The following is an 18,090-nucleotide window of genomic DNA, read 5'->3' as shown; positions in this document are numbered from 1 at the left end:
GGTCGAGCGACGGGAGGAGCCGGGTGAAGGTTCACGAGGCCATGGTGGAACCGGACGAGCACGTCCGTTTCGCGGTCTACCTGGATGAGCTGCGGCGGGTCGCCGACGCGGATGAGATGGACCTGGTCGGCCTCGTTCTCACCGATACGGACCAGTCGATGGCCCAGTCCGCCGTGCTACGGCACCTGGATCGCCGAGCCGCGGACCTGTGCCTCGAACCTTCCTATCCGGCGTGGGCGGCGGCGATGAGGCACGTTGTTCTCAGCCGGCCCTTCCTGACCCGGCGCCTGCGGGAGTGGTCCCTCTTGCGAGCCATCGCCCTGGAGCAGCCGTGGCACCGGGGCGACCTGCTCGCGGCCTCCGACTGGCTTCAGCTCAAGGCCGCCACTGCGTCGAGCACCAAGGCCATGGAGATCCTCGCCGCGGGCGGCCGTACCAAGCGGATCCGCCATACGGCCAGGACCACTCTCAGGCAGCGGAGCGAGCACTGAGCGTGCCTGGTCAGGCCGTCATTCGCACAAACCTCCTGAACACCGGATAGGCGGGGTGAGAGTGGAAACCCGGGGCGAAGACCCTTGGAGACCTGCGGAGGGAGTTCGAGATGAGCCAGGTCAGGACGAGTGCGTCGGATCTGCCTTTTCCATTGCGGGTCGTCGGCTCCGGGCTCCGGCGTCTGCCCGGGGCTGAGCAGGTGGGCAAGGTCGCCGGCAGTGCCCTGGACCGGATCGGGGCGGTGTCTCCTCGTGGCCGCCGGATCGCGGTCTACACCGGAGCGGGAGTGCTCGGCGTGGCCGGGGTGGTGGAATGGCCCGTCGCCGTCACCGGCGCGGCCGTCGCCTGGCTGACCCAGCCGCGTCCGCGACAGGGCGGGCAGGAGGAGTCGGCGCAGGACGGCAGGCAGCGCCCGGCGGCCGGATCCGGCCCTGCCTCCACGGAAGCCGCCGACGCCCGTCCGGAGCCCCACGGTCCCGGCAACAAGCTGGCTTCCTCCCATTTCCACCAGGACCGTCCCGCGGGCCCCGTGCACGACGAACCCGCCAAGGTCGGGGACCCGGCCACGGCATCGGGGCTCAAGCGGGTCGCGGAGGCCTCCACCCACCACGACGAACCCGGCTTCCCCGACGAGCGTTCCTGAGGAGGCCGGCCGGGGCGGCCGGGCAGGCGCTGTCACTCCCTGTCGTCAGTGGCCCGTCTCGTGCTGCAGGACGAGCAGGGCGATGTCGTCGGTGCGCTGTGCGGTGGCGGCGGCGTTCCTCAGCAGCGTGTCGATGAGGCCGTCCAGGTCTCGGTCGTCGGCGGCGGCGAGATGGTGTGCGAGCCGGGTGATGGAGTCGCCGAGGTCGGTGCCCGGTGTTTCGACGAGGCCGTCGGTGTAGAAGGCGAGCAGCGTCCCGGGGGTGAGCGGGATCCCCGTCACGGGGAAGTCGGCGTCGGGGTCGATGCCGAGGAGGGGCCCGGGCGGGACGGCGACGGGCCCTGTGTCCCCGTCGGGGCTGCGCAGCAGGGGTGGCGGGTGGCCGGCGCTGGCGAGGGTCACGCGTCCGCGGGCGAAGTCGAGGTGGGCGTAGAGGCAGCTGGTGAACAGGTCGGGGGCGAGGTCGATGAGGACCCGGTTGATCCGGTGGAGGACCTGGTCGGGAGGCGTGCCGAGGGTCGCGTGGGCGTGCACACCGGTGCGTACCTGACCCATCAGGGCGGCGGCTGCGACGTTGTGGCCCTGGACGTCGCCGATGACGGCAGCGGCCGCGGTGTCGCCGAGCCGGATCAGATCGTAGAAGTCCCCGCCGATCTCCATGCCGCGCGTGGCCGGCAGATAGCGGGCGGCGACGCGCAGGCCGGCGATGGCGGGCAGGCTGCGCGGGAGCAGCGCCTGCTGGAGGCCGTGGGCGAGCTCGTGTTTGATGTCGTACAGGCGGGCGCGGTCGAAGGCCTGGGCGATGAGTCCGGCGAGGGAGGTCATGACGGCCCGTTCCTCGGCGGGGAACTCGTGAGGGCTGTCGTAGGACAGGATGCATACGCCGACGGGCCTGCCGGAGATGATCAGCGGCAGGAACGCCCAGGCCTGTTTGCCGCTGATCAGCGGTGCCTCGGGGTAGTCGCGCCGCATCTCGTCCACGCTGGCGAAGAACGCGGGGATGCCGCTGCTGAGGACCTTGCCGGCCGGGGTGAAGGACGTGTCGAGGGGGAGGCCGTCGAGCCGCCTGATGGTGTCGGCGGGATAGCCGCGGTGACCGGTGATGCGGAGCCGGCCGGCGTCAGCCGTGGACATGACCAGGCCCTGGGCGCCGTAGGCGGGCATGATCTGGTCGGCGACCAGGTCCACGACGTCCTGGACGCCGACGACCTCGGTCAGCGCGGCGGCGAGGTGGGTGAGTTGGTACAGCTGTCCGCCGCGGGCCGGCGTGGCGGTGGGCGTGGACCGACGGGGCGCCGGTGAGGGCGGCGCGGGCCCGCCGGTGGGGACGATGCGGACGCTGATGCCGCTGGCATCCGGGTACAGGTGGATGTCCAGCCATTGGTCCGGGGGTCGGCACGCGGTGAAGGAAACGGGTTCCCGGCTGATCAGCGCGGCGCGGTAGCCGTCCTCGTAGGCGGGGTCGTCGAGCCAGCGAAGGGACTGCCAGGGCCGGGTGCCCAGCAGACGGCCGGCCTCGCAGCCCAGCAGTGCGCAGGCACCGGAGCTGACGTAGGTGAAGCGCCCATCCAGGTCCAGGGCGCAGCTTCCGCCGGGCAGGCGCTCGACGAAGTCCGCGGCGGCCGGATCGGTGCTCCCGGTTCGGCGACCGGTGCCGACGGGGACGACGCGTGGCTGTTCGCGGCGGGCTGCGGATCCCGGCTTCTCGGCGGCCTCCTCCAGCAGCCGGGCCAGCCGTCGGCAGCTGGACGTGATGTTGCCCCGCTCCCGTTGGGTCATGTACGGCGGGCGCGTGGCCGGCCACATCAGCAGCAGGGACCCCCGCGGCCGTACGCCGGTGACCGGCGCGGCGACCAGCGCCAACGGGTACGGGAGCACCACGGCGGTGCGCGGGTAGGAGCGGACCATCTCGTCCTGGCTGCCGACCCACACCAGGCGGTCCTCACGTACGGCGTCGGCCACGGGGGCCGGGGAGGCGAGGGGAACCCTGGCCCACGGTGCGGCGAACTCGATCGGCACCCCGCACAGTACGTCCAGACACAGCAGCCGCTGGTCCGGTGCGAGCAGGTACAACGCGCCGATGGACGCGCCGGTTCGGCGCACCGTCTCCGCGAACGCGGCATCCAGTGCGTCGTCGTCCGGGGCCGGATCACCCGTACCGGTCATGCCGAGTGCTCCCCTCGGGGGGCGGCATTCGGACGCCGCACGTAGCCGTGCTCGCCCATATGAGGACGCTACGCCCATGCGGGGCCGTCTGTCCCGCCCGTTTCCTGTGACCCTGCGTGGGGGACTCGCCTGCTGTGGGGCCACCGCGGCTGCGTTTCGACGGCTGGATCGCCGGTCTGGGCACGTCCTCCGGAACGCGGATCGTGCTCGGGCGCTGGGAGCGGTCGCCGTTCGGGCGGTTCAGCGACGTGATGGTGGAGCGGGCCGACGGAGAACGGCTTCTGTTGGCGCCCACACCGGAGACAGCCGGCTTCATCAGCAGCACCTACACCTTCGACGCCGTACGCGTCGCCCCGGTCGACGTACGTGTGGCCGACGGCGCCTGGACTGTCGCGGCGGGGCCTCTCGACCTGTGTTTCACCACCGGCCGACGAGGGCCGCTGGGGCTCCTGTTGTGCGCCGTGCCCGGTTTCCTCGCCCGCCGTCCGGCATGGAGTGCGCTGACGGACCGGCCTGCCGATGTGCTGCTGCGCGGCGTGCGGACACGGGGCAGTGCCGGTGCGGGCCGCCGCGAGTGGTACGGCGCCCGCGATCTGCGGCCGGTCTCCACCGTGTCGGCCGCTTGGGAGGGTCAGGACCTCGGTGAGCTGGCGCCCGTCGAACCGCCGGTGCGCTTCGGGTTCGGTTCTGTGCCGGCCAGGCCCGCCGTCACACGGGTCACGACCACGGTGGAGCTGGGCCCCGCATGAGGCCGGTTCACAAGTGGAGGTGGCCTTCCAGCCAGTCCGCCGCGGCCCGGCGGAACAGTCGCCGGTTGTCCGCGCGCAGGAAGTCGTGGCCCTCGTCGCGCAGAGTCAGCAGTTCGGCTTCGATGCCGCGTTCCTGCGCGGCGCGTACGAACTGCCGGGACTCCCCCAGCGGCACATTGGTGTCGTGTTCGCCGTGGACGGCCAGCAGCGGGACCCGCAGTGCGTCGATGCGGCTCATCGGCGACAGGGTGCGCAGGAGCTCGCGGTCGCGGTCCGGGTGGCCGTACTTGTGAGCGGCCGATTCCGCGATCCAGGGCTCCGTGCCGGCGAAGAAGGTGAGGAAGTCCGACATGCCGCAGACCGCGACCGCGGTGCGGAACAGATCCGGGTGCCACACGACGGAGGCGAACGTCAGATAGCCGCCGTACGAGCGGCCCATGACCGCCAGCCGCGTCGGATCGGCGGGGCCTGCCATGACCGCGTGGCCCGCGCAGTCGGCGACGTCGTCGAACGCCGCGAAGCGCCCTGCGCCCAGGTCGGCGTCGACGAACGACCGGCCGTGCCCCAGGGAGCCTCGGACGTCGGGGGCGAAGATGTCCAGGCCGCGCCCGACCAGCTCGTGGTAGAGCGGGTTGAACACCGGCCGTTCCTGTTCTTCGGGACCGCCGTGAAGGTGGATCACACAGGGTGCCGGCTCGTCCGGGGCCCGGCCCGGCGCCCGGTAGTACCAACCGCTCAGGGGCAGCCCGTCCCTCGCCGTGAGACGCAGCGGGACGGGGCGTACCGGAGGGCGGCCCGGCGGGGCGGCGTCCTCGTCCTGGGAGGACCAAGGCGTGCGCTGCATGGACACGCCCTCGTGGGCCCACCAGAGGCCGGGTCGGCGTTGCGAGCCGGACAGCGCCAGGACCAGGCCCCCGGCGCCGGCGGCGGTCACGCGGGTGGCGACCTCGTGGGGCAGGGGAACGGGCCGTGCCGGGCCCGTGTCGTCCGGGGGCTGTCCGGTCGGGTGGGTCTCGACGAGTTCCAGTTCGGTCGCGCCCTGGACGTTCCATGCCAGCGCGGCCGTGCGGCCGTCTTGCGCCAGTGTCAGGAGTTCGAGGTCGACGCCCTCGCGTTCCGCCGCGAGGGACACACCGCGTGGGCCGCCGCCGGCATCCAGAGCGACCGCGAGGAGCGCCGCGTACTCCCGGTCGGCATTGCTGCGCAGCCACAGTGTCCCCCCGTCGGGAGAGAACCGGCCGATCCAAGGATCGCCGTCGGCGACCGGCATGGCGAAGGTGCTCTCCGAGTCGGCGGTGCGTCGGACGACCGCCTCCCTGCGTCCGCGCGGGCCGCGGCGCAGCAGCGCGAGGCTGCCGTCCCGGCTGAGGTCGCACACGCGGAGGGAGGCGGCGTGGGTCTCCCTGGTGAGCAGCGAGGGGGAAGCCAGGCCGTCGGGATCGATCAGGTAGACGGAGAGGCCGCCGTCGGGACGCACCGTGGGCGCCGCCGGAGTCCGGAGGTCGCCGGCCGTTCGGCTCGGCTGCTCCCCCGATGCCCCGTCGTACGCGGCTGGGCCGAGGAGTGTCGCGCGACGCCCCCGGTCCGCCCAGTCGGTGGGCGGGCGGATGCCGTCGGGGCGGCCGTCGGCAAGGTCCGGGTCCCGCACGGCGTTCCCCGTGATGATCCCGTACTGCTGGGTGGCCGGAGCCGCGAACGTGACGGCGACGGACGAGCCGTCGTGTGCCCAGCAGCCCAGATAGGCGGAACTGGCCGGGTCGGCCCCCGCCAGGAGGCGGCGGCCGGTGCCGTCGGGCCGCACGCACAGGACCCGGGTGTGCTCTCCGCCGCCCGGCGCGGTGGTGTACGCGATCCACTGTCCGTTCGGTGACCAGGACACCTCTTTCACAGGGTCCGGTGAGGAGTCGAGCAGCCGCACGTCGTCAGTGTCGACGGAGCCGGCCCACAGCTGGGGGACGCCTCCTCGGTCGCAGATGAAGGCCACCTCGGTGCCGTCGGCGTTGGCCGAGGGGTACCAGCAGCCGTGGGCGCGCAGCCGGGTCACGGCGTCCCGGGGGCCGCCTGCCTCGGGCAACGGGAGGGGCGCTGGAGCGGCGGCGCGGGCGGCACCGTACAGATCCCCCGTCCGGCTGTCAGGGGGCTCCACGGTGGCCGAAGCGAGTGACCCGGGACCCGCGAACACGGGCGCCGGGCCGTGCGCCACCCGCCTGCCCCCGGCTTCGGTCACTTGATTCCGTGGGTCTGCAGCCATATCTCCAGCAAAGCAATCTGCCACAGGGCGTTCGCACCCCGATGGGTCCGGTGCTCGTCGGGCGCCGCGAGGAGCTCGGTCACGTACGACTCCTGGAACAAGCCGCGTTGCTTCGCCTCGGGCGCCTGGAGCGCTTCACGTACGCGTTCCAGGACGGGGCCCGCCATGTGCCGGATGGCCGGCACGGGGAAGTAGCCCTTGGGCCGGTCGACGACCTCGCGAGGCAGGAGCTTGCGGCCCGCCTCCTTGAGCACACCTTTGCCGCCGTCGGCCAGTTTCAGCTCCGGCGGGCAGGCCGCCGCCAGCTCGACCAGCTCGTGGTCGAGGAACGGAACCCGTGCCTCCAGGCCCCAGGCCATGGTCATGTTGTCGACCCGTTTCACGGGGTCGTCGACGAGCATGACGTGGGTGTCCAGCCGGAGAGCCGCGTCGAGCGCGGTCTCCGCCCCCGGGACCGCCATGTGACTGCGGACGAAGCTGCCCGATACGTCGTCGCGCGGCAGCATGTCCGGCTGCAGGACCCTGGCGAGGTCGGCATGCGGCCGGTCGAAGTAGGTCGCGGCGTACCGCTCCGGTTCGTCCTCGCGGGAGACCTCCGCCAGCTGCGGGTACCAGTGGTAGCCGGCGAAGACCTCGTCGGCTCCCTGGCCACTCTGCACGACCTTGACCTCCTTGGAGACCTGCTCGGACAGCAGGTAGAAGGCGACCACGTCGTGGCTGATCATCGGCTCGCTCATGGCCGCGACCGCCCCGTCCAGAGCCATCGACACCCGGTCGGAGGGAACCATCAGCTGTCGGTGGTCGGTCCCGAACTCGCGGGCGACCAGGTCCGAGTACTGGAACTCGTCGCCCTTCTCGCCGCCCTCCGTCTCGAACCCGACGCTGAACGTCATCAGGTCGTGCAGGCCCTCGTCGGCCAGCAGCGCGACGATCAGACTGGAGTCGAGGCCGCCGGAGAGCAGGACACCGACCTCCACGTCGGACACCATCCTGCGGCGCACGGCCGTGCGGAGCGCGTCCAGCACCGCGTCACGCCATTCGTCCGCGCCCATGCCGGCGTACTCGGCCCGGCGTGTGTAGGACGGCTGCCAGTAGCAGTGATCCCGATGAGTGCCGTCCGGTTCGACGACCCGCACGGTGGCGGGCGGGAGCTTGTGCACCCCGTTGAGGACGGTGCGCGGCGCCGCGACGGTGGCGTGCCAGCTCAGGTACTGGTGGACGGCGACCGGATCGAGCGAGGTGTCCACGTCCCCGCCGGCGAGGAGAGCGGGCAGCGTCGAGGCGAACCGCAGCCGGTCCGGTGTCCGCGCCAGGTACAGGGGCTTGATTCCGAGCCGGTCCCGGGCGAGGACGACACGGCCGGTCCGGTGCTCGACGAGCGCGAAGGCGAACATGCCGAGGAAGTGCTCGACGCAGGCGGTGCCCCACTGCTGGTAGGCCTTGAGCACGACCTCCGTGTCCGACGTGGACTCGAATCGGTGCCCGAGGCCGCGCAGCTCTTCGCGCAGCTCAGGGTGGTTGTAGACGCAGCCGTTGAAGACGCCGGTGACCTGACCGCGGGGGTCGGTCATCGGCTGGGCTCCCCGGTCCGAGAGATCGATGATCTTCAGTCGCCGGTGTCCCAGTGCGACCGGGCCCCGCGCCCAGGTGCCCTGCCCGTCGGGTCCACGGGCGGCGAGCCGGTCGGCCATGCGTTCGACGGCAGCCTCGTCGGCTCGCCGGCCGTCGAAGCGGACCTCGCCGGTCAGACCGCACATGACGTCTCGCCTCCCTTGCTCGCGTCGACGCCGGCGCGCCTGCACGGGGGTGCCGGTGCGCGGGCGCCGGTCAGGAGGGTCTGGGCGGTGCTGCGAGACATCACGAGACCTTTCTGCGCGGGGACGATGACTTCGCCGTGGCCGCCGGGCGGCCACTGGCGGGCCGGCGGCCGATGCCGTCCGGTGCCTCGGGGGTTACGGCGGAGGCGGGCCGCCCGGGACGATGGAGGAGGGTGAGCCGTCCTGGACGACGGCACGGGCGGGGCTGCGGTCGGGCAGTGGAGGCCTGCGGCGGCCGTGTTCGCCACGGGTCTCGGCGATCAGCATGTCGACGCAGGCCAGCAGGTCCTCGTCCTGTGCCGCACAGCGCATCCGCCGGGCAGCGCTTCCGTTCGCGAGGGCCGACTCGGTGAGCTCCCGGACGGTGTGCCAGTCCCCGTGGGCTTCCAGCGCGGGCCGCAGCCGGACGAGCAGCTTGCGCACCACCGTGTGCGCGGGTGCCTCCTCGTGGGTCTCGGGGTCCACCAGCGTCCCTTCGAGTCCTGACCGGGCGGCACGCCACGACGCACCCCGAAGCCACTCGTGCCGCCCGGCGCACCCGGGGGCATCGCCGCGGCCGAGGCGTTCGCGGGCCTCGGTCACCAGGGCACGGAACAGTCCGGCGATGAGCACGACGGTCTCCGGGCGCGGACAGGCATCACAGGTGCGCAGTTCCAGCGTGGGCAGATGGTCCGACGGGCGGACGTCGTAGTAGATCATCCCCGCGTCGCTGATGATCCCGGCGCGCACGAAGTCCTCCACGGCAGCGTCGTACTCGGCCGCGTTCGGGAAGCAGCCGACCGGCCCCGCGGTGGGCCAGCGCTGCCACAGCAGGGTGCGCCAGCTCGCGTAGCCCGTGTCGGCGGCCTGCCAGAACGGCGAACTGGCGGAAAGGGCCAGCAGCACCGGCAGCCAGGGCGAGATCTCGCACATGGCCCGTACTGCGGTGTCGCGGTCGGGTACGTCCACATGAACCTGGGCGCCGCAGATGAGCTGCTCGTCGGCGACCTTGCGGTACTCCTCGGTCATGCGGCGGTAGCGTGCTCCGGCTGTGGTGTGGGCCGAGGCCGCGGGCGCCAGTGGTGCCGTGCCGGCGGCCACCACGGCCAGCCCCAGTGAGGAGGCTGCCGCGTCGAGCCGTCGCCTCAGGCCCGTGAGGTCGGCGTAGAGGTCATCCAGGGACGTGTGCACGGAGCTGTTGGACTCCACGGTGCACTGATGCAGTTCGGTGGTGTAGGTCCGTCCCGGAAGCCGTCGCAGGATCGCGTCGGCTCGCGGCACGAGCAGTCCGCTCTCCACCTCCAGGACGTGAAACTCTTCCTCCACTCCGATGCGCATGCTCACGTTCACTCCTACGAATCCCGGCGCCTGCCGCAAGGGAGGGGGCGACCCGACCCCGGGCGGTGGGGCGGCTGTGGTGTGCTCTGAGTTCCCAGTCCCTCGGGACGTAAGCCTGCCGCCTGCGCGTTTGAGATGCAGCTCGCACAAACGAGCGTAAGTGAGGGAGCCTCTGGGCGCTCGGGCAGCCGCAGACCCCGGCCCCGGTTTCGCCGCCGAATGCCGTGCTCGCCCGCCGACGCTACGCGATCAGGTCCACCGCCATCGCGATCAGCCCGATCGCCACCAGCGCCACCACCAGCATGATCAGGACGATCGGCATGGGGCCCCAGCCCCTGCGCAGCTCGGACTGCGGATAGGAGATGGCGGACGTGGTGTCGTCCTCGGCGGGCGGGGTCTCACCGGGTGGTACTCCCCTTTTTCCGGGGTCGTGTCCTGGGGCTCGTGTGGGCTCGCGATCAGGGTTCGTCATGGCGCGCCCTCCTCTCGCTCTCGGGCCGGCCATGGAGCGTTGCCGGTTCACTGATTGGGGCGCGCGGCGCTGATGTCGCCGAGGGCCGAGCCTGGATCACGTTCCATGGCGAGGTCGGCGAGGGCGACTATGCCCACCGGGTGGCTTTCTCGGTCGACGACAGGCACACGCCGCACGGAATGCTCGCGCATCACCTGCACCGCGAGAATCAGGTCGTCGTCGGGCCCCACCGTGACCAGGTCCTCGCTGCACGCCTGGGCCACGGTCGTACGGTCCGGGTCGCCGCCCTCGGCCACCGCGCGTACCACCAGGTCACGGTCACTGACCAGCCCACGCAGCCGCCCGCCCTCGGTGACCAGCACGGCGCCGATGTCCTCGTCGCGCATCATCCGGGCCACCGCCTGCACCGAGGCCTGCGGTTCCACGGTCATCGGGTGGGTCGTCATGACGTCGCGGACATGCTGAGTCATGGGAACGTCACTCCGCGAAGTTGGGGCGGTGCCGTTCACCGCCGTGCAGCCACCGAGTACCCGCGGACGACCCGGCTGCCACGTTCGCGCCGGCCCTCATCGGCTGCCGCGGACGCAGCGCGTGCACCGACCTGTCAGGTACGTCGGCCGTGCGGGCAAAGAGGCAGAACGGGTGCCCCGCCCGGGTCGCACAGGACGCGTACGTAGCCGGCCGTCGCTCCTCAGCGGTGCATGGCCCAGCGGATGGTCCGGGTCAGTGCCTGGCCGGTGGGACGTACGGCGAGGTCCTCCACGACCGGGAGCCGGGGCAGCCACAGCATGCCACGGGTCCAGGGCGGGAGCAGTGCGACGGCGTTCGCGGCAAGGCCGCCGTAGAAGGGACGCAGCGCGAGGGGCAGGGGAGGCTGGAAGAGCAGGAAGCGGGCGGCGGCGCGGGCCTCGGGACCGGCCCGCAGTTCGGGCCGGTAGGCGGACAGCCGCTCGGCGAGTTCGCGGCGGTCGCGTGGCGGGTCGATCACCCCCATTGCCTCCGCGATGCGTGCGGTGTCGGCCACGTACGCGTCGTAGGCGGCGGCGTCCAGCAAGTGCGCTCCGTAGCGTTCGTGGGCGCGCAGGAAGCTGTCGGTCTCGGCGGCGTGCACCCAGCCGAGCAGGTGTGGATCAGCCGCGTGGTAGGGCACGCCCTCGGCCGTCGTCCCTCGGATCCGTTCGTGGATGCTGCGGACGTGGTCGACGGCCTGCTGGGCGTCTGTAGCGGTGCCGTAGGTCGTCACGGCCAGAAATGCGCTCGTGCGCTGAAGTCGGCCCCACGGGTCGCCGCGGTATCCGGAGTGCCCGGCCACGGCCGCCATGGCGAGCGGATGAAGGGACTGCAGCAGCAGTGCGCTCAGTCCGCCGATGAACATCGAGGCGTCACCGTGGACCGTGCGGATCGGGCGATCCGGGCCGAACCAGCGCGGGCCGGGCGTGTCGTGGATGCGGGCGCGTGTGGCCGGGCCGTCGGGGCCGGCGACGCGGCGGAACAGGGCCTGGCCCAGTTGGTCGCGGATTGAGGTCAGCACGGTCGGCCTCCCCTCTCCTGCTGCCAGTGTCCGCGATGCCGACCCGAAACCGGCCATGCCCGTGCGCTTCACCTGCCGGTGGGCACGTACCGGGGTTCACGGTCCGATACCGGCCACACGTAGGGCAGGTCGTCGGGGACGCCGGAGAACAGGTCGCCGTACACCTCGCGGTCCTTGCGGACCAGTGCCGAACGGTGGCTCTCGTGGAAGGCCTCGTCGCCCAGCCAGGGCGGCAGCTCACCGGCGGCGGCCAACTCCGCCTGTTCGCGTACGGCAACGCCCGGTCTGTGCACGGCCAGCCCGGCGACCAGGGAGGCGGCGCAGCTGTCCTGGTGTCCCTGCTCCCGCCAGACCCGGCAGATCTCCAAGCCGTACCGGACGAGGGCCTCCTCGTACCCGGTCCACATCCGTACGGCCGGGTGCCGGCGCCACCCGTAGCCGGGGACGGTCAGGCCGCGCAGGACCTGGAGCGCCTCGACCCGCTGCTTGCCCAGTCGGCGCCGGTCGAGGAGCAGGGCCGTCTGGCGGAAGTCGGGGTGGGGCAGGAACGTCTGCATCAGTCAGTGTGCGTTTCCGGTGCGGTCACGTCGGCTCAGGAGGCGTTGGGCGCGCGCGAGGCCGGGTGGCCGGTGGCGGTGCAGGGCGGCCCGGGCGGCGTTGGCTCCCGGTGCGCCGTGCACGCCGCCGCCCGGGTGGGCCCCGGCGGAGGACAGGAAGAGCCCTGGGACGGGGGTCTCGGGGCGCCCGGTGCCGGGCACGGGGCGGAAGACGAGCTGCTGGTGGATCGCGGTCGTGCCGCCGTTGATGGCTCCGCCGCACAGATTGGCGTCACGTGCCTCCAGGGTCGGGGGCGCCAGGATGCGGCGGGCGCGGATCAGCGAGCGGAAACCGGGCGCGAAGCGTTCCACCTGGCGTTCGACCCGGTCGGCCATGATTTCCTGGTCCTTGGTGTCCCAGCGGCCGGTGATGCCCTCGTCGGCGGCGTCGGCGGCGATCTCACGGGACACATGGGTGTAGGCCCAGGCTGATTCGGTGCCCAGAGGGGAGCGGGTGGCGTCGGCGGTGGTCATCTGGCCGAACAGCAGGAAGGGACGGTCCGGAACCTGCCGCATCGCGATCTGCGCCGTGAAGCGGGTGAGTTCGTCCATGCCGTCGGCGAGGTGGACGGTGCCTGCCCGGGACGCCTGCTCCGCCTCCCAGGGCACCGGGCCGTCGAGCGCCCAGTCCACCTTGAACGTGGCGAAGTCCCACTGGAAGCGACGCAGGTCGTCCAGGAGCTGGTCGGGCACGTGCTCGGGTTCGAGGAGATCGCCGTACAGGGCGGGAACCGACACGTCGGCCAGTACCGCCCGGCGTGCCTGTACCGCGTCGCCGACCGCCGTACGCACGCCGACGGCCCGCCCGCCCCGCACGACGATCCGCTCGACCCGCTGCCCGCAGCGCACCCGCACGCCCCGGGCCTTCAGGCGCAGGATCAGAGCCTGGGTCAGGGCGCCCGAGCCGCCGACGGGGGTGGGGAAGCCGTACGTCTGTCCGAGCATGGCCATCAGCCAGCCGAAGCCGCCGCTGCCGGCCGACTCCGGGGCGAGGTCGGCGTGCAGGGCGTTGCCGGCCAGCAGCAGCCGGCCTCCCTGACCGTCGAACTCCTCCTCCCCCAGGCGGCGCACCGGCAGCACCAGGGAGCGTGCCATGCGCAGACCGCCCGCGGCCCGCAGCCGCAACGCCAGCCGCGCCGCGGAGCGGACGGGCGGGAACGGGGTGAACAGAGAGTTCAGCAGGTCGGGGTGCAGGCGCTGCCACACGCCATGCAGCCGCTCCCACGCGGCTCCGTCGCCCGGTGCGAAGGCCTCCAGGGACGCCGCAGTGGTGCCGACGTCCCGGTCCAGCACGGCGCAGCTGCCGTCGGTGAGGGGATGCGCCAGCACACTGGGCGCGTGGCTCCACCGCAGCCCGTAGTCCTGCAACCGCAGGGCGGACAGGACCGGCGAGGCGGCTGCGAGGGGGTAGAAGGAGCTGAAGACGTCGTTGACGAAGTCGGGGTCGACGCCGCGGTCGTGACGGACGGCGCCGCCCGGCTCCGGCTGCTCCTCCAGCACCTCGACGCTCCACCCGGCGTCCGCCAGCACGTTGGCGGCCACCAGACCGTTGGGTCCGGCGCCGATCACCACGGCGTCAGGCACGACCGGCTCCATCCACGCCCGGCGCCGCCGACGCGGCCGGTGCCCTCCGTGGGGCGCGGCGGGCGTCCTGCGCCTCGCTCTCGCAGAGCCGGGCGAGGCGGGCGAGCATCGCCCGGTGGCGCAGTTGGATCAGCGCCTCGAAGCCCATGTTGTGCAGCCGGCCGCCCGCTCCCTGGAGAGGGTGCTCGTCCACGAGCACCAGGCACTTTTCGCCCCACGGCCGCAGCTCGATCGCGATACGTGCCGTGCCGAGCACGCCGGCGTAAGCCTCCAGCTCCATGGACACGCCGGGGTCGCAGCGGCGAACGACCGTCTCGTTGAACAGCCGGGCGGGGCCGACCCGGACCTCGTAGCGGATCGCGGCGTCGGTGTCCGGCCACCGCCCGCGAAGCGGCTCGGACCGTGCGGTCCCCACCACCCACTCCGCATACCGGCTGCCGTCGGCGAGTACGGCCCATACGGCACTCGGGCCGGCGTGGATCAGACGATGGCGAACGGCCATGGAGACCTCCAGGATGCCTCGACCGGATTGCCCGTCGGCCACGCCCGAGTGCCCGCGCCTCACGGGTCGAACCGGTTCCATCGACCTCAATCGGCTCTTGCGGGAGATGCCGGATTCCGGGCCGGCACGGTCAGACGGCTCAGGGACTGCATGGCCTCGCGCTCGATGCGGGAGAGATCGTGCAGGACGGTCCCTGCCCGGGCGAGGCAGTGTGCGTCGCCTGATTCACCGGCCTTCGTGATCAGTGCCGCGGCTTCCGTCCACAGCGTGGCTGCCTCGGTGTACAGCCTGTGTCCGGCGCGCAGGTGATCGCTGTCGAGCAGGTCGGTGCATTCGGCGAGGAAGTCGCGGTAGAGGTTGCGGAACAGTGCGCCGCCGGTGCCGGCCTTCTCCATCAAGAGGGCCGCCTGTGGCAGGTCCCGGTGCGGGGCGTCGGTGCGCTGGAGCCAGGTGCGTACCAGCTTGCCGGCCTTCTCGATGCCGCGGTGGCCCAGGTTGGCGATGGGCGGGTCGAGGAAGGCGTCGGCACAGGCCGTGATGGCGGCAGTGATCCGGGCCTGGGGGGAGGGCAGGTTCGTCGGAACGGTGAGCGTGAAGGACCGGTGCTTGGCGGTCATCGGGCCGCGTGCGGCTCTTGCCTGCGCGAGGCTGGTCAGGCTCGTGGTCACCGCTCCGCCTTGCTGGTCGGTGTCCACCAGGTAGGCGTCGTGGTCGTCGTAGCCGTACATGGCGACGACATGCCCGCCGAAGTGCACCTTCGACCCGAAGTAGTCCAGATGGAAACTGTCGAGCTGCAGGCCGACGGGGTGGCCCGAGTCGATGGGGGCTGCCACGTTCTCCCATGCCCTGCGGGGGGAGCTGGTCTCCCGCACGACGAGCTCAAGCCCGAGTCCGGAGGCCAGGTTCCTGGTGAGGTCGAAGGGCTTCACTCGTCCCCCCAGGAAAGGGAAGGCCATCTTCTTGCTGTCCCAGTAGACGAAGGACAGACCCGAGCCGAGACCGAAGAGCATGGGCTCGGACAGATCGAGCCCTTGAGTGCGCAGCAGCACTCCCAGAGCTGTCGTCTCGCAGTGCTGCGTACCGCGGGCGTCGACGTCCAGCAATGTCATGCCGTGCTCTCCTGGATAGGGATGATCAGCCGGGTCAGCAGGTCTTCCGGCGGCGCCTCGGCCGGCCCGACGAGGTAGGCCTCGCGTGCGGGTGCCTTCGGGTGCAGCCCGCGCTCGTGGATGGCGGCGAAGAGCGCGTTGTAGGCCAAGGGCAGCTGTGCGTACGGGCCGACGTGGACGGTCTCGGCCACGGGTCCGCCGGGCAGCACCTCGAAGTCCGTGACCGCCGCCGTCGCCTCCCCCGGCGGCGTCTGGACTCCCACAGCGATCTCCATGGGCTCTTGCAGGTCCAGCGGGTACAGAGCCCACAGGGGCGGCTCCCAGGCGATTCCGGCCCGGCCGAGCCCGGGCAGCAGCCGTGCCACGCACTCTGCCACCTTCTCCCCGATCTCCGCCGGGGTGCAGACCCCGGGTACGACGGCCAGGCGCCGTTCCGGTTCCTGACTCATCGTCACCTCGTAGCCGGGCAGGCCGCGCTCTGCCAGTCGCTCCAGCGTCCTCAGCCGTGCCTGGTCCTTGCTGATCCGTTCGGCCAGCCGGTCCCGTTCGGCGCGCAGGATCTGTGCCCTGGAGTCGGGTTCGGCAGCGAGGGTACGGGCGATCACGGCCAGCGGAAGATCCATGTCCCGGAGCAGGGCGACGGTCAGGGCGTCGCGTGCCTGCTCGGGCGCGTAGTAGCGATAGCCGGAGCCGACGTCCACGTGGACCGGGGTCAACAGCCCCGTCTCGTCGTAGTGGCGCAGCTGCTTGACGCTGAGCCGGCACAGTCGGGCGAAGCGCCCGATGGTGAGAAGTTCGTCCCGCACGCCATCATGGTGGACCCTCCCACGGTGGGAGGGTCCACCCCTTTGCGATTACGGTCCGGGGTCGCCGCCGCCTTGTTCTGCGGGCGGGTTGTCAGCCGGAAGCCTGGTCGCTGTCCTTCATCTCGCCCCAGCCGTGCCAGCGGTCGACCTCGATCCAGGCGCTCACGCGGGCCCGGACACGGTCGGGGTAGGGCGTGCCGATGTAGTGCGTGGCGAGACGGTCGATGTCCTTCAGGCCCTCGTCGTCGTGCATCTCGACGACGCGGCCGATCAGGGTGACGTGCGTGTACCAGTCGTCGCCGTCGAGCACGGTGAGGGTCACACGCGGGTCGCGACGCAGGTGCTTCAGGCGGACGCGGCCCTCGTCGAGGCTGATCAGGACGCGGCCGTCCTCCCACAGGTACCAGGTGGGAGTGGATACCGGCGTGCCGTCCGAACGCAGGGTCGCCATCACGCACGGGTTGGCTCGGCGCAGCAACTCCACGGCCTCCGAGGGCAGCGGCGGCTTGGACATCAGGTGCTCCTTGGATCGTTCAGGCGGGATCGTCTCTTTGATCAGTCGTGTGCCCGTTTCCCTGCGGTGGTCACGCCGGACCGGGCCGATCTACCGCAACGGCGCCGTGTCAGCGGCCTTGGGTGCCCCCAGTTGAGTCGCTCGTCCCGTGCCGGCGGTGGACGATTGAGGCAAGGCAGAAGGGGGGGCTCTCCTGGCGGGAGACGCCTGTGGTGGACACGGCTGTACTGATCGTGGGTGCGGGACCGGTCGGGTTGACCGCGGCCGCGGAGCTGCGGCGTCAGGGTGTCGCCTGCCGGCTCATCGACAGGCTTCCGGCCCGGTTGCCGTACGCCAAGGCGGTGGGCGTGCAGCCTCGGACGCTGGAGATTTGGGACCGGATGGGCATGGTGCGCGCCGCTCTGGAGGTCGCCGTGCCGCTGCGCGGACAGCTGATGTACGCCGACGGGGTCGAGCAGGCCCGCATCGAGCTGAGGCTGCCGCCCGAGGTCCCGTACGTCTTCGCGTCCCTGCCCCAGTACGAGACGGAGCGGATCCTCGAGGAGCATCTCGCCCGGTTCGGCACCGGGATCGAGCGGGGCACCGAACTGGTGGGGTCACCCAGCACGAGGACGAGGTCGTCAGCCGGATCGTCACGGCATCCGGCACCCAGCAGGAGCTGCGGTCACGCTTCCTGATCGGCTGCGACGGGGCGCAGCACCGTCGGCAAGCAACTCGGACTCGCCTTCGAGGGGGGGGCGCTTTTGCGGAGGAGTACATGCTCGCCGACGTCGAGGTGGACTGGGGTCTTCCCCAGGGCTACGGGGTGCGGGCCACGCACCACGACGCCGAGGGCCGCACCGACGATGCCCTGGTCTGCATCCCGCTGACCGGCGATCGCCGCTACCGCATGTCGATGCTGGTACCTGACGAGTTGTCGGCGAGTGGCGAGGGCACCGGTGGGACCGCCTCCCGGGAGACGGTGGCCCACGGGCTGGAGGGCGGACGCGCGCCCCGCATCGAGCACGTCCAGGCGGTCCTCGACCGGCTGGCCCCGGAGCCCACCACCGCGTCCGCCAAGCGCTGGTCGTCGGTCTTCCGCATCAGTCACCGCCTCGTCGACCGGTACGGCGTCGGCCGGGTCTTCGTCGCCGGGGACGCCGCGCACATCCACCCGCCCACCGGCGCCCAGGGCAGCACACCGACATCGCCTCCTGGCCCGCCTGGCAGCACGCCATCACCGAGGCCCGGCTCGACGGCCCCATCGCACCCGGCAGCACTTTCCACTGGGCGACCGCGGGCCTGACCATCGACTCCACCATCTACGCGGTCGACGCCGAGCGGCACCGCATCCTGTGGGGCGGCCCCGCTCACGGCATCACCGGCGTGCACGAGTGGACGTTCACCGAGGACGGCGACCGGGTCGTGGTCCGCACCCGGGAATCCTGGGCCGGCGCTCCGATCGACGCCGATCGGGACAACCTCGCCGCGGCGCTGGACGACTCGCTCGCTTCCTGGCTCGATGCCCTGAAGAAGGCGGCGGAGGCGGAGGCGCAGTAGGG

General features: G+C 72.0%; 17 protein-coding genes and 1 pseudogene. 5 read left to right on the top strand and 13 right to left on the bottom strand.

Annotation, left to right across the window (positions count from 1 at the left end; all coding sequences use genetic code 11):
• Nucleotides 1-23 precede the first annotated feature (23 nt).
• Nucleotides 24-491, top strand: coding sequence for a hypothetical protein (locus OHT51_RS41325; protein WP_328884041.1), 468 nt, complete (start codon nucleotides 24-26; stop codon nucleotides 489-491).
• Between the two features lie 110 nt (nucleotides 492-601).
• Nucleotides 602-1,135, top strand: a complete 534-nt coding sequence (locus OHT51_RS41320; protein ID WP_328884040.1) for a hypothetical protein — start codon at nucleotides 602-604, stop codon at nucleotides 1,133-1,135.
• 45 nt (nucleotides 1,136-1,180) lie between these two features.
• Here the strand turns inward: OHT51_RS41320 and OHT51_RS41315 are convergent, their stop codons facing one another.
• The gene (locus tag OHT51_RS41315; protein WP_328884039.1) at nucleotides 1,181-3,301 is read right to left on the bottom strand and encodes a SpoIIE family protein phosphatase; all 2,121 of its coding nucleotides are present in this window, start codon (nucleotides 3,299-3,301) and stop codon (nucleotides 1,181-1,183) included.
• 134 nt (nucleotides 3,302-3,435) lie between these two features.
• Here OHT51_RS41315 and OHT51_RS41310 point away from each other — a divergent pair, with 134 nt between their 5' ends.
• Entirely contained in the window at nucleotides 3,436-4,050 is a 615-nt protein-coding gene (locus tag OHT51_RS41310) for a hypothetical protein (protein ID WP_328884038.1), read from the top strand.
• Between the two features lie 7 nt (nucleotides 4,051-4,057).
• Here the strand turns inward: OHT51_RS41310 and OHT51_RS41305 are convergent, their stop codons facing one another.
• From OHT51_RS41305 to OHT51_RS41250, 12 genes are all read right to left on the bottom strand, one after another.
• Nucleotides 4,058-6,301, bottom strand: a complete 2,244-nt coding sequence (locus OHT51_RS41305; RefSeq protein ID WP_328884037.1) for a S9 family peptidase — start codon at nucleotides 6,299-6,301, stop codon at nucleotides 4,058-4,060.
• Nucleotides 6,274-8,058 carry an N-acetylglutaminylglutamine amidotransferase gene (locus tag OHT51_RS41300; protein ID WP_328884036.1) on the bottom strand — a complete coding sequence of 595 codons (1,785 nt, stop codon included), beginning with the start codon at nucleotides 8,056-8,058 and terminating at the stop codon, nucleotides 6,274-6,276. The genes OHT51_RS41305 and OHT51_RS41300 overlap by 28 nt, the downstream gene beginning before the upstream one ends.
• A gap of 195 nt (nucleotides 8,059-8,253) precedes the next feature.
• Nucleotides 8,254-9,435, bottom strand: a complete 1,182-nt coding sequence (locus tag OHT51_RS41295; RefSeq protein WP_328884608.1) for a carboxylate-amine ligase — start codon at nucleotides 9,433-9,435, stop codon at nucleotides 8,254-8,256.
• A gap of 241 nt (nucleotides 9,436-9,676) precedes the next feature.
• Nucleotides 9,677-9,907, bottom strand: a complete 231-nt coding sequence (locus tag OHT51_RS41290; RefSeq protein ID WP_328884035.1) for a DUF6480 family protein — start codon at nucleotides 9,905-9,907, stop codon at nucleotides 9,677-9,679.
• Between the two features lie 47 nt (nucleotides 9,908-9,954).
• Nucleotides 9,955-10,377 (bottom strand): CBS domain-containing protein, encoded by a 423-nt coding sequence (locus tag OHT51_RS41285; RefSeq protein ID WP_328884034.1) that lies wholly within the window; start codon nucleotides 10,375-10,377, stop codon nucleotides 9,955-9,957.
• Between the two features lie 221 nt (nucleotides 10,378-10,598).
• The gene (locus OHT51_RS41280) at nucleotides 10,599-11,438 is read right to left on the bottom strand and encodes an oxygenase MpaB family protein (protein ID WP_328884033.1); all 840 of its coding nucleotides are present in this window, start codon (nucleotides 11,436-11,438) and stop codon (nucleotides 10,599-10,601) included.
• 68 nt (nucleotides 11,439-11,506) lie between these two features.
• Entirely contained in the window at nucleotides 11,507-11,995 is a 489-nt protein-coding gene (locus OHT51_RS41275) for an MSMEG_6728 family protein (RefSeq protein ID WP_328884032.1), read from the bottom strand.
• A gap of 3 nt (nucleotides 11,996-11,998) precedes the next feature.
• Entirely contained in the window at nucleotides 11,999-13,618 is a 1,620-nt protein-coding gene (locus tag OHT51_RS41270; RefSeq protein WP_328884031.1) for a phytoene desaturase family protein, read from the bottom strand.
• Nucleotides 13,611-14,120, bottom strand: coding sequence for an SRPBCC family protein (locus tag OHT51_RS41265; protein ID WP_328884030.1), 510 nt, complete (start codon nucleotides 14,118-14,120; stop codon nucleotides 13,611-13,613). The genes OHT51_RS41270 and OHT51_RS41265 overlap by 8 nt, the downstream gene beginning before the upstream one ends.
• Before the next feature lie 86 nt (nucleotides 14,121-14,206).
• Nucleotides 14,207-15,229, bottom strand: a complete 1,023-nt coding sequence (locus OHT51_RS41260) for a BtrH N-terminal domain-containing protein (RefSeq protein WP_328884029.1) — start codon at nucleotides 15,227-15,229, stop codon at nucleotides 14,207-14,209.
• Nucleotides 15,226-16,035: a MerR family transcriptional regulator gene (locus OHT51_RS41255; RefSeq protein ID WP_328884028.1), complete on the bottom strand. Its 810-nt coding sequence runs from the start codon at nucleotides 16,033-16,035 to the stop codon at nucleotides 15,226-15,228. Before OHT51_RS41255 ends, OHT51_RS41260 begins: the two co-directional genes overlap by 4 nt.
• A gap of 91 nt (nucleotides 16,036-16,126) precedes the next feature.
• On the bottom strand, nucleotides 16,127-16,549 hold the full coding sequence (locus tag OHT51_RS41250; protein WP_328884027.1) for a PPOX class F420-dependent oxidoreductase: 423 nt from the start codon (nucleotides 16,547-16,549) through the stop codon (nucleotides 16,127-16,129).
• Nucleotides 16,550-16,596: 47 nt separating this feature from the next.
• On the opposite strand from OHT51_RS41250, the pseudogene OHT51_RS41245 reads away from it, so the two are divergent.
• Both OHT51_RS41245 and OHT51_RS41240 read left to right on the top strand, forming a co-directional pair.
• A pseudogene (locus OHT51_RS41245) lies at nucleotides 16,597-17,834 on the top strand (FAD-dependent monooxygenase).
• Nucleotides 17,735-18,088: an SRPBCC family protein gene (locus tag OHT51_RS41240; protein WP_443052750.1), complete on the top strand. Its 354-nt coding sequence runs from the start codon at nucleotides 17,735-17,737 to the stop codon at nucleotides 18,086-18,088. The pseudogene OHT51_RS41245 and the gene OHT51_RS41240 overlap by 100 nt, the downstream one beginning before the upstream one ends.
• Nucleotides 18,089-18,090: the final 2 nt, after the last annotated feature.

The organism is Streptomyces sp. NBC_00299, assembly GCF_036173045.1.
GTDB classification, from domain to species: Bacteria; Actinomycetota; Actinomycetes; order Streptomycetales; family Streptomycetaceae; genus Streptomyces; species Streptomyces machairae.
The sequence above is the reverse complement of the archived record's forward strand: the minus strand, read 5'-3'. Positions and strand labels throughout refer to the sequence as shown.

Coding starts and splice junctions, on each gene's coding strand:
- OHT51_RS41250 (WP_328884027.1), bottom strand. CDS start 16,549: ATGTCCAAGCCGCCGCTGCCCTCGGAGGCCGTGGAGTTGCTGCGCCGA.
- OHT51_RS41300 (WP_328884036.1), bottom strand. CDS start 8,058: ATGTGCGGTCTGACCGGCGAGGTCCGCTTCGACGGCCGGCGAGCCGAC.
- OHT51_RS41290 (WP_328884035.1), bottom strand. CDS start 9,907: ATGACGAACCCTGATCGCGAGCCCACACGAGCCCCAGGACACGACCCC.
- OHT51_RS41315 (WP_328884039.1), bottom strand. CDS start 3,301: ATGACCGGTACGGGTGATCCGGCCCCGGACGACGACGCACTGGATGCC.
- OHT51_RS41275 (WP_328884032.1), bottom strand. CDS start 11,995: ATGCAGACGTTCCTGCCCCACCCCGACTTCCGCCAGACGGCCCTGCTC.
- OHT51_RS41265 (WP_328884030.1), bottom strand. CDS start 14,120: ATGGCCGTTCGCCATCGTCTGATCCACGCCGGCCCGAGTGCCGTATGG.
- OHT51_RS41320 (WP_328884040.1), top strand. CDS start 602: ATGAGCCAGGTCAGGACGAGTGCGTCGGATCTGCCTTTTCCATTGCGG.
- OHT51_RS41260 (WP_328884029.1), bottom strand. CDS start 15,229: ATGACATTGCTGGACGTCGACGCCCGCGGTACGCAGCACTGCGAGACG.
- OHT51_RS41295 (WP_328884608.1), bottom strand. CDS start 9,435: ATGCGCATCGGAGTGGAGGAAGAGTTTCACGTCCTGGAGGTGGAGAGC.
- OHT51_RS41305 (WP_328884037.1), bottom strand. CDS start 6,301: ATGGCTGCAGACCCACGGAATCAAGTGACCGAAGCCGGGGGCAGGCGG.
- OHT51_RS41285 (WP_328884034.1), bottom strand. CDS start 10,377: ATGACTCAGCATGTCCGCGACGTCATGACGACCCACCCGATGACCGTG.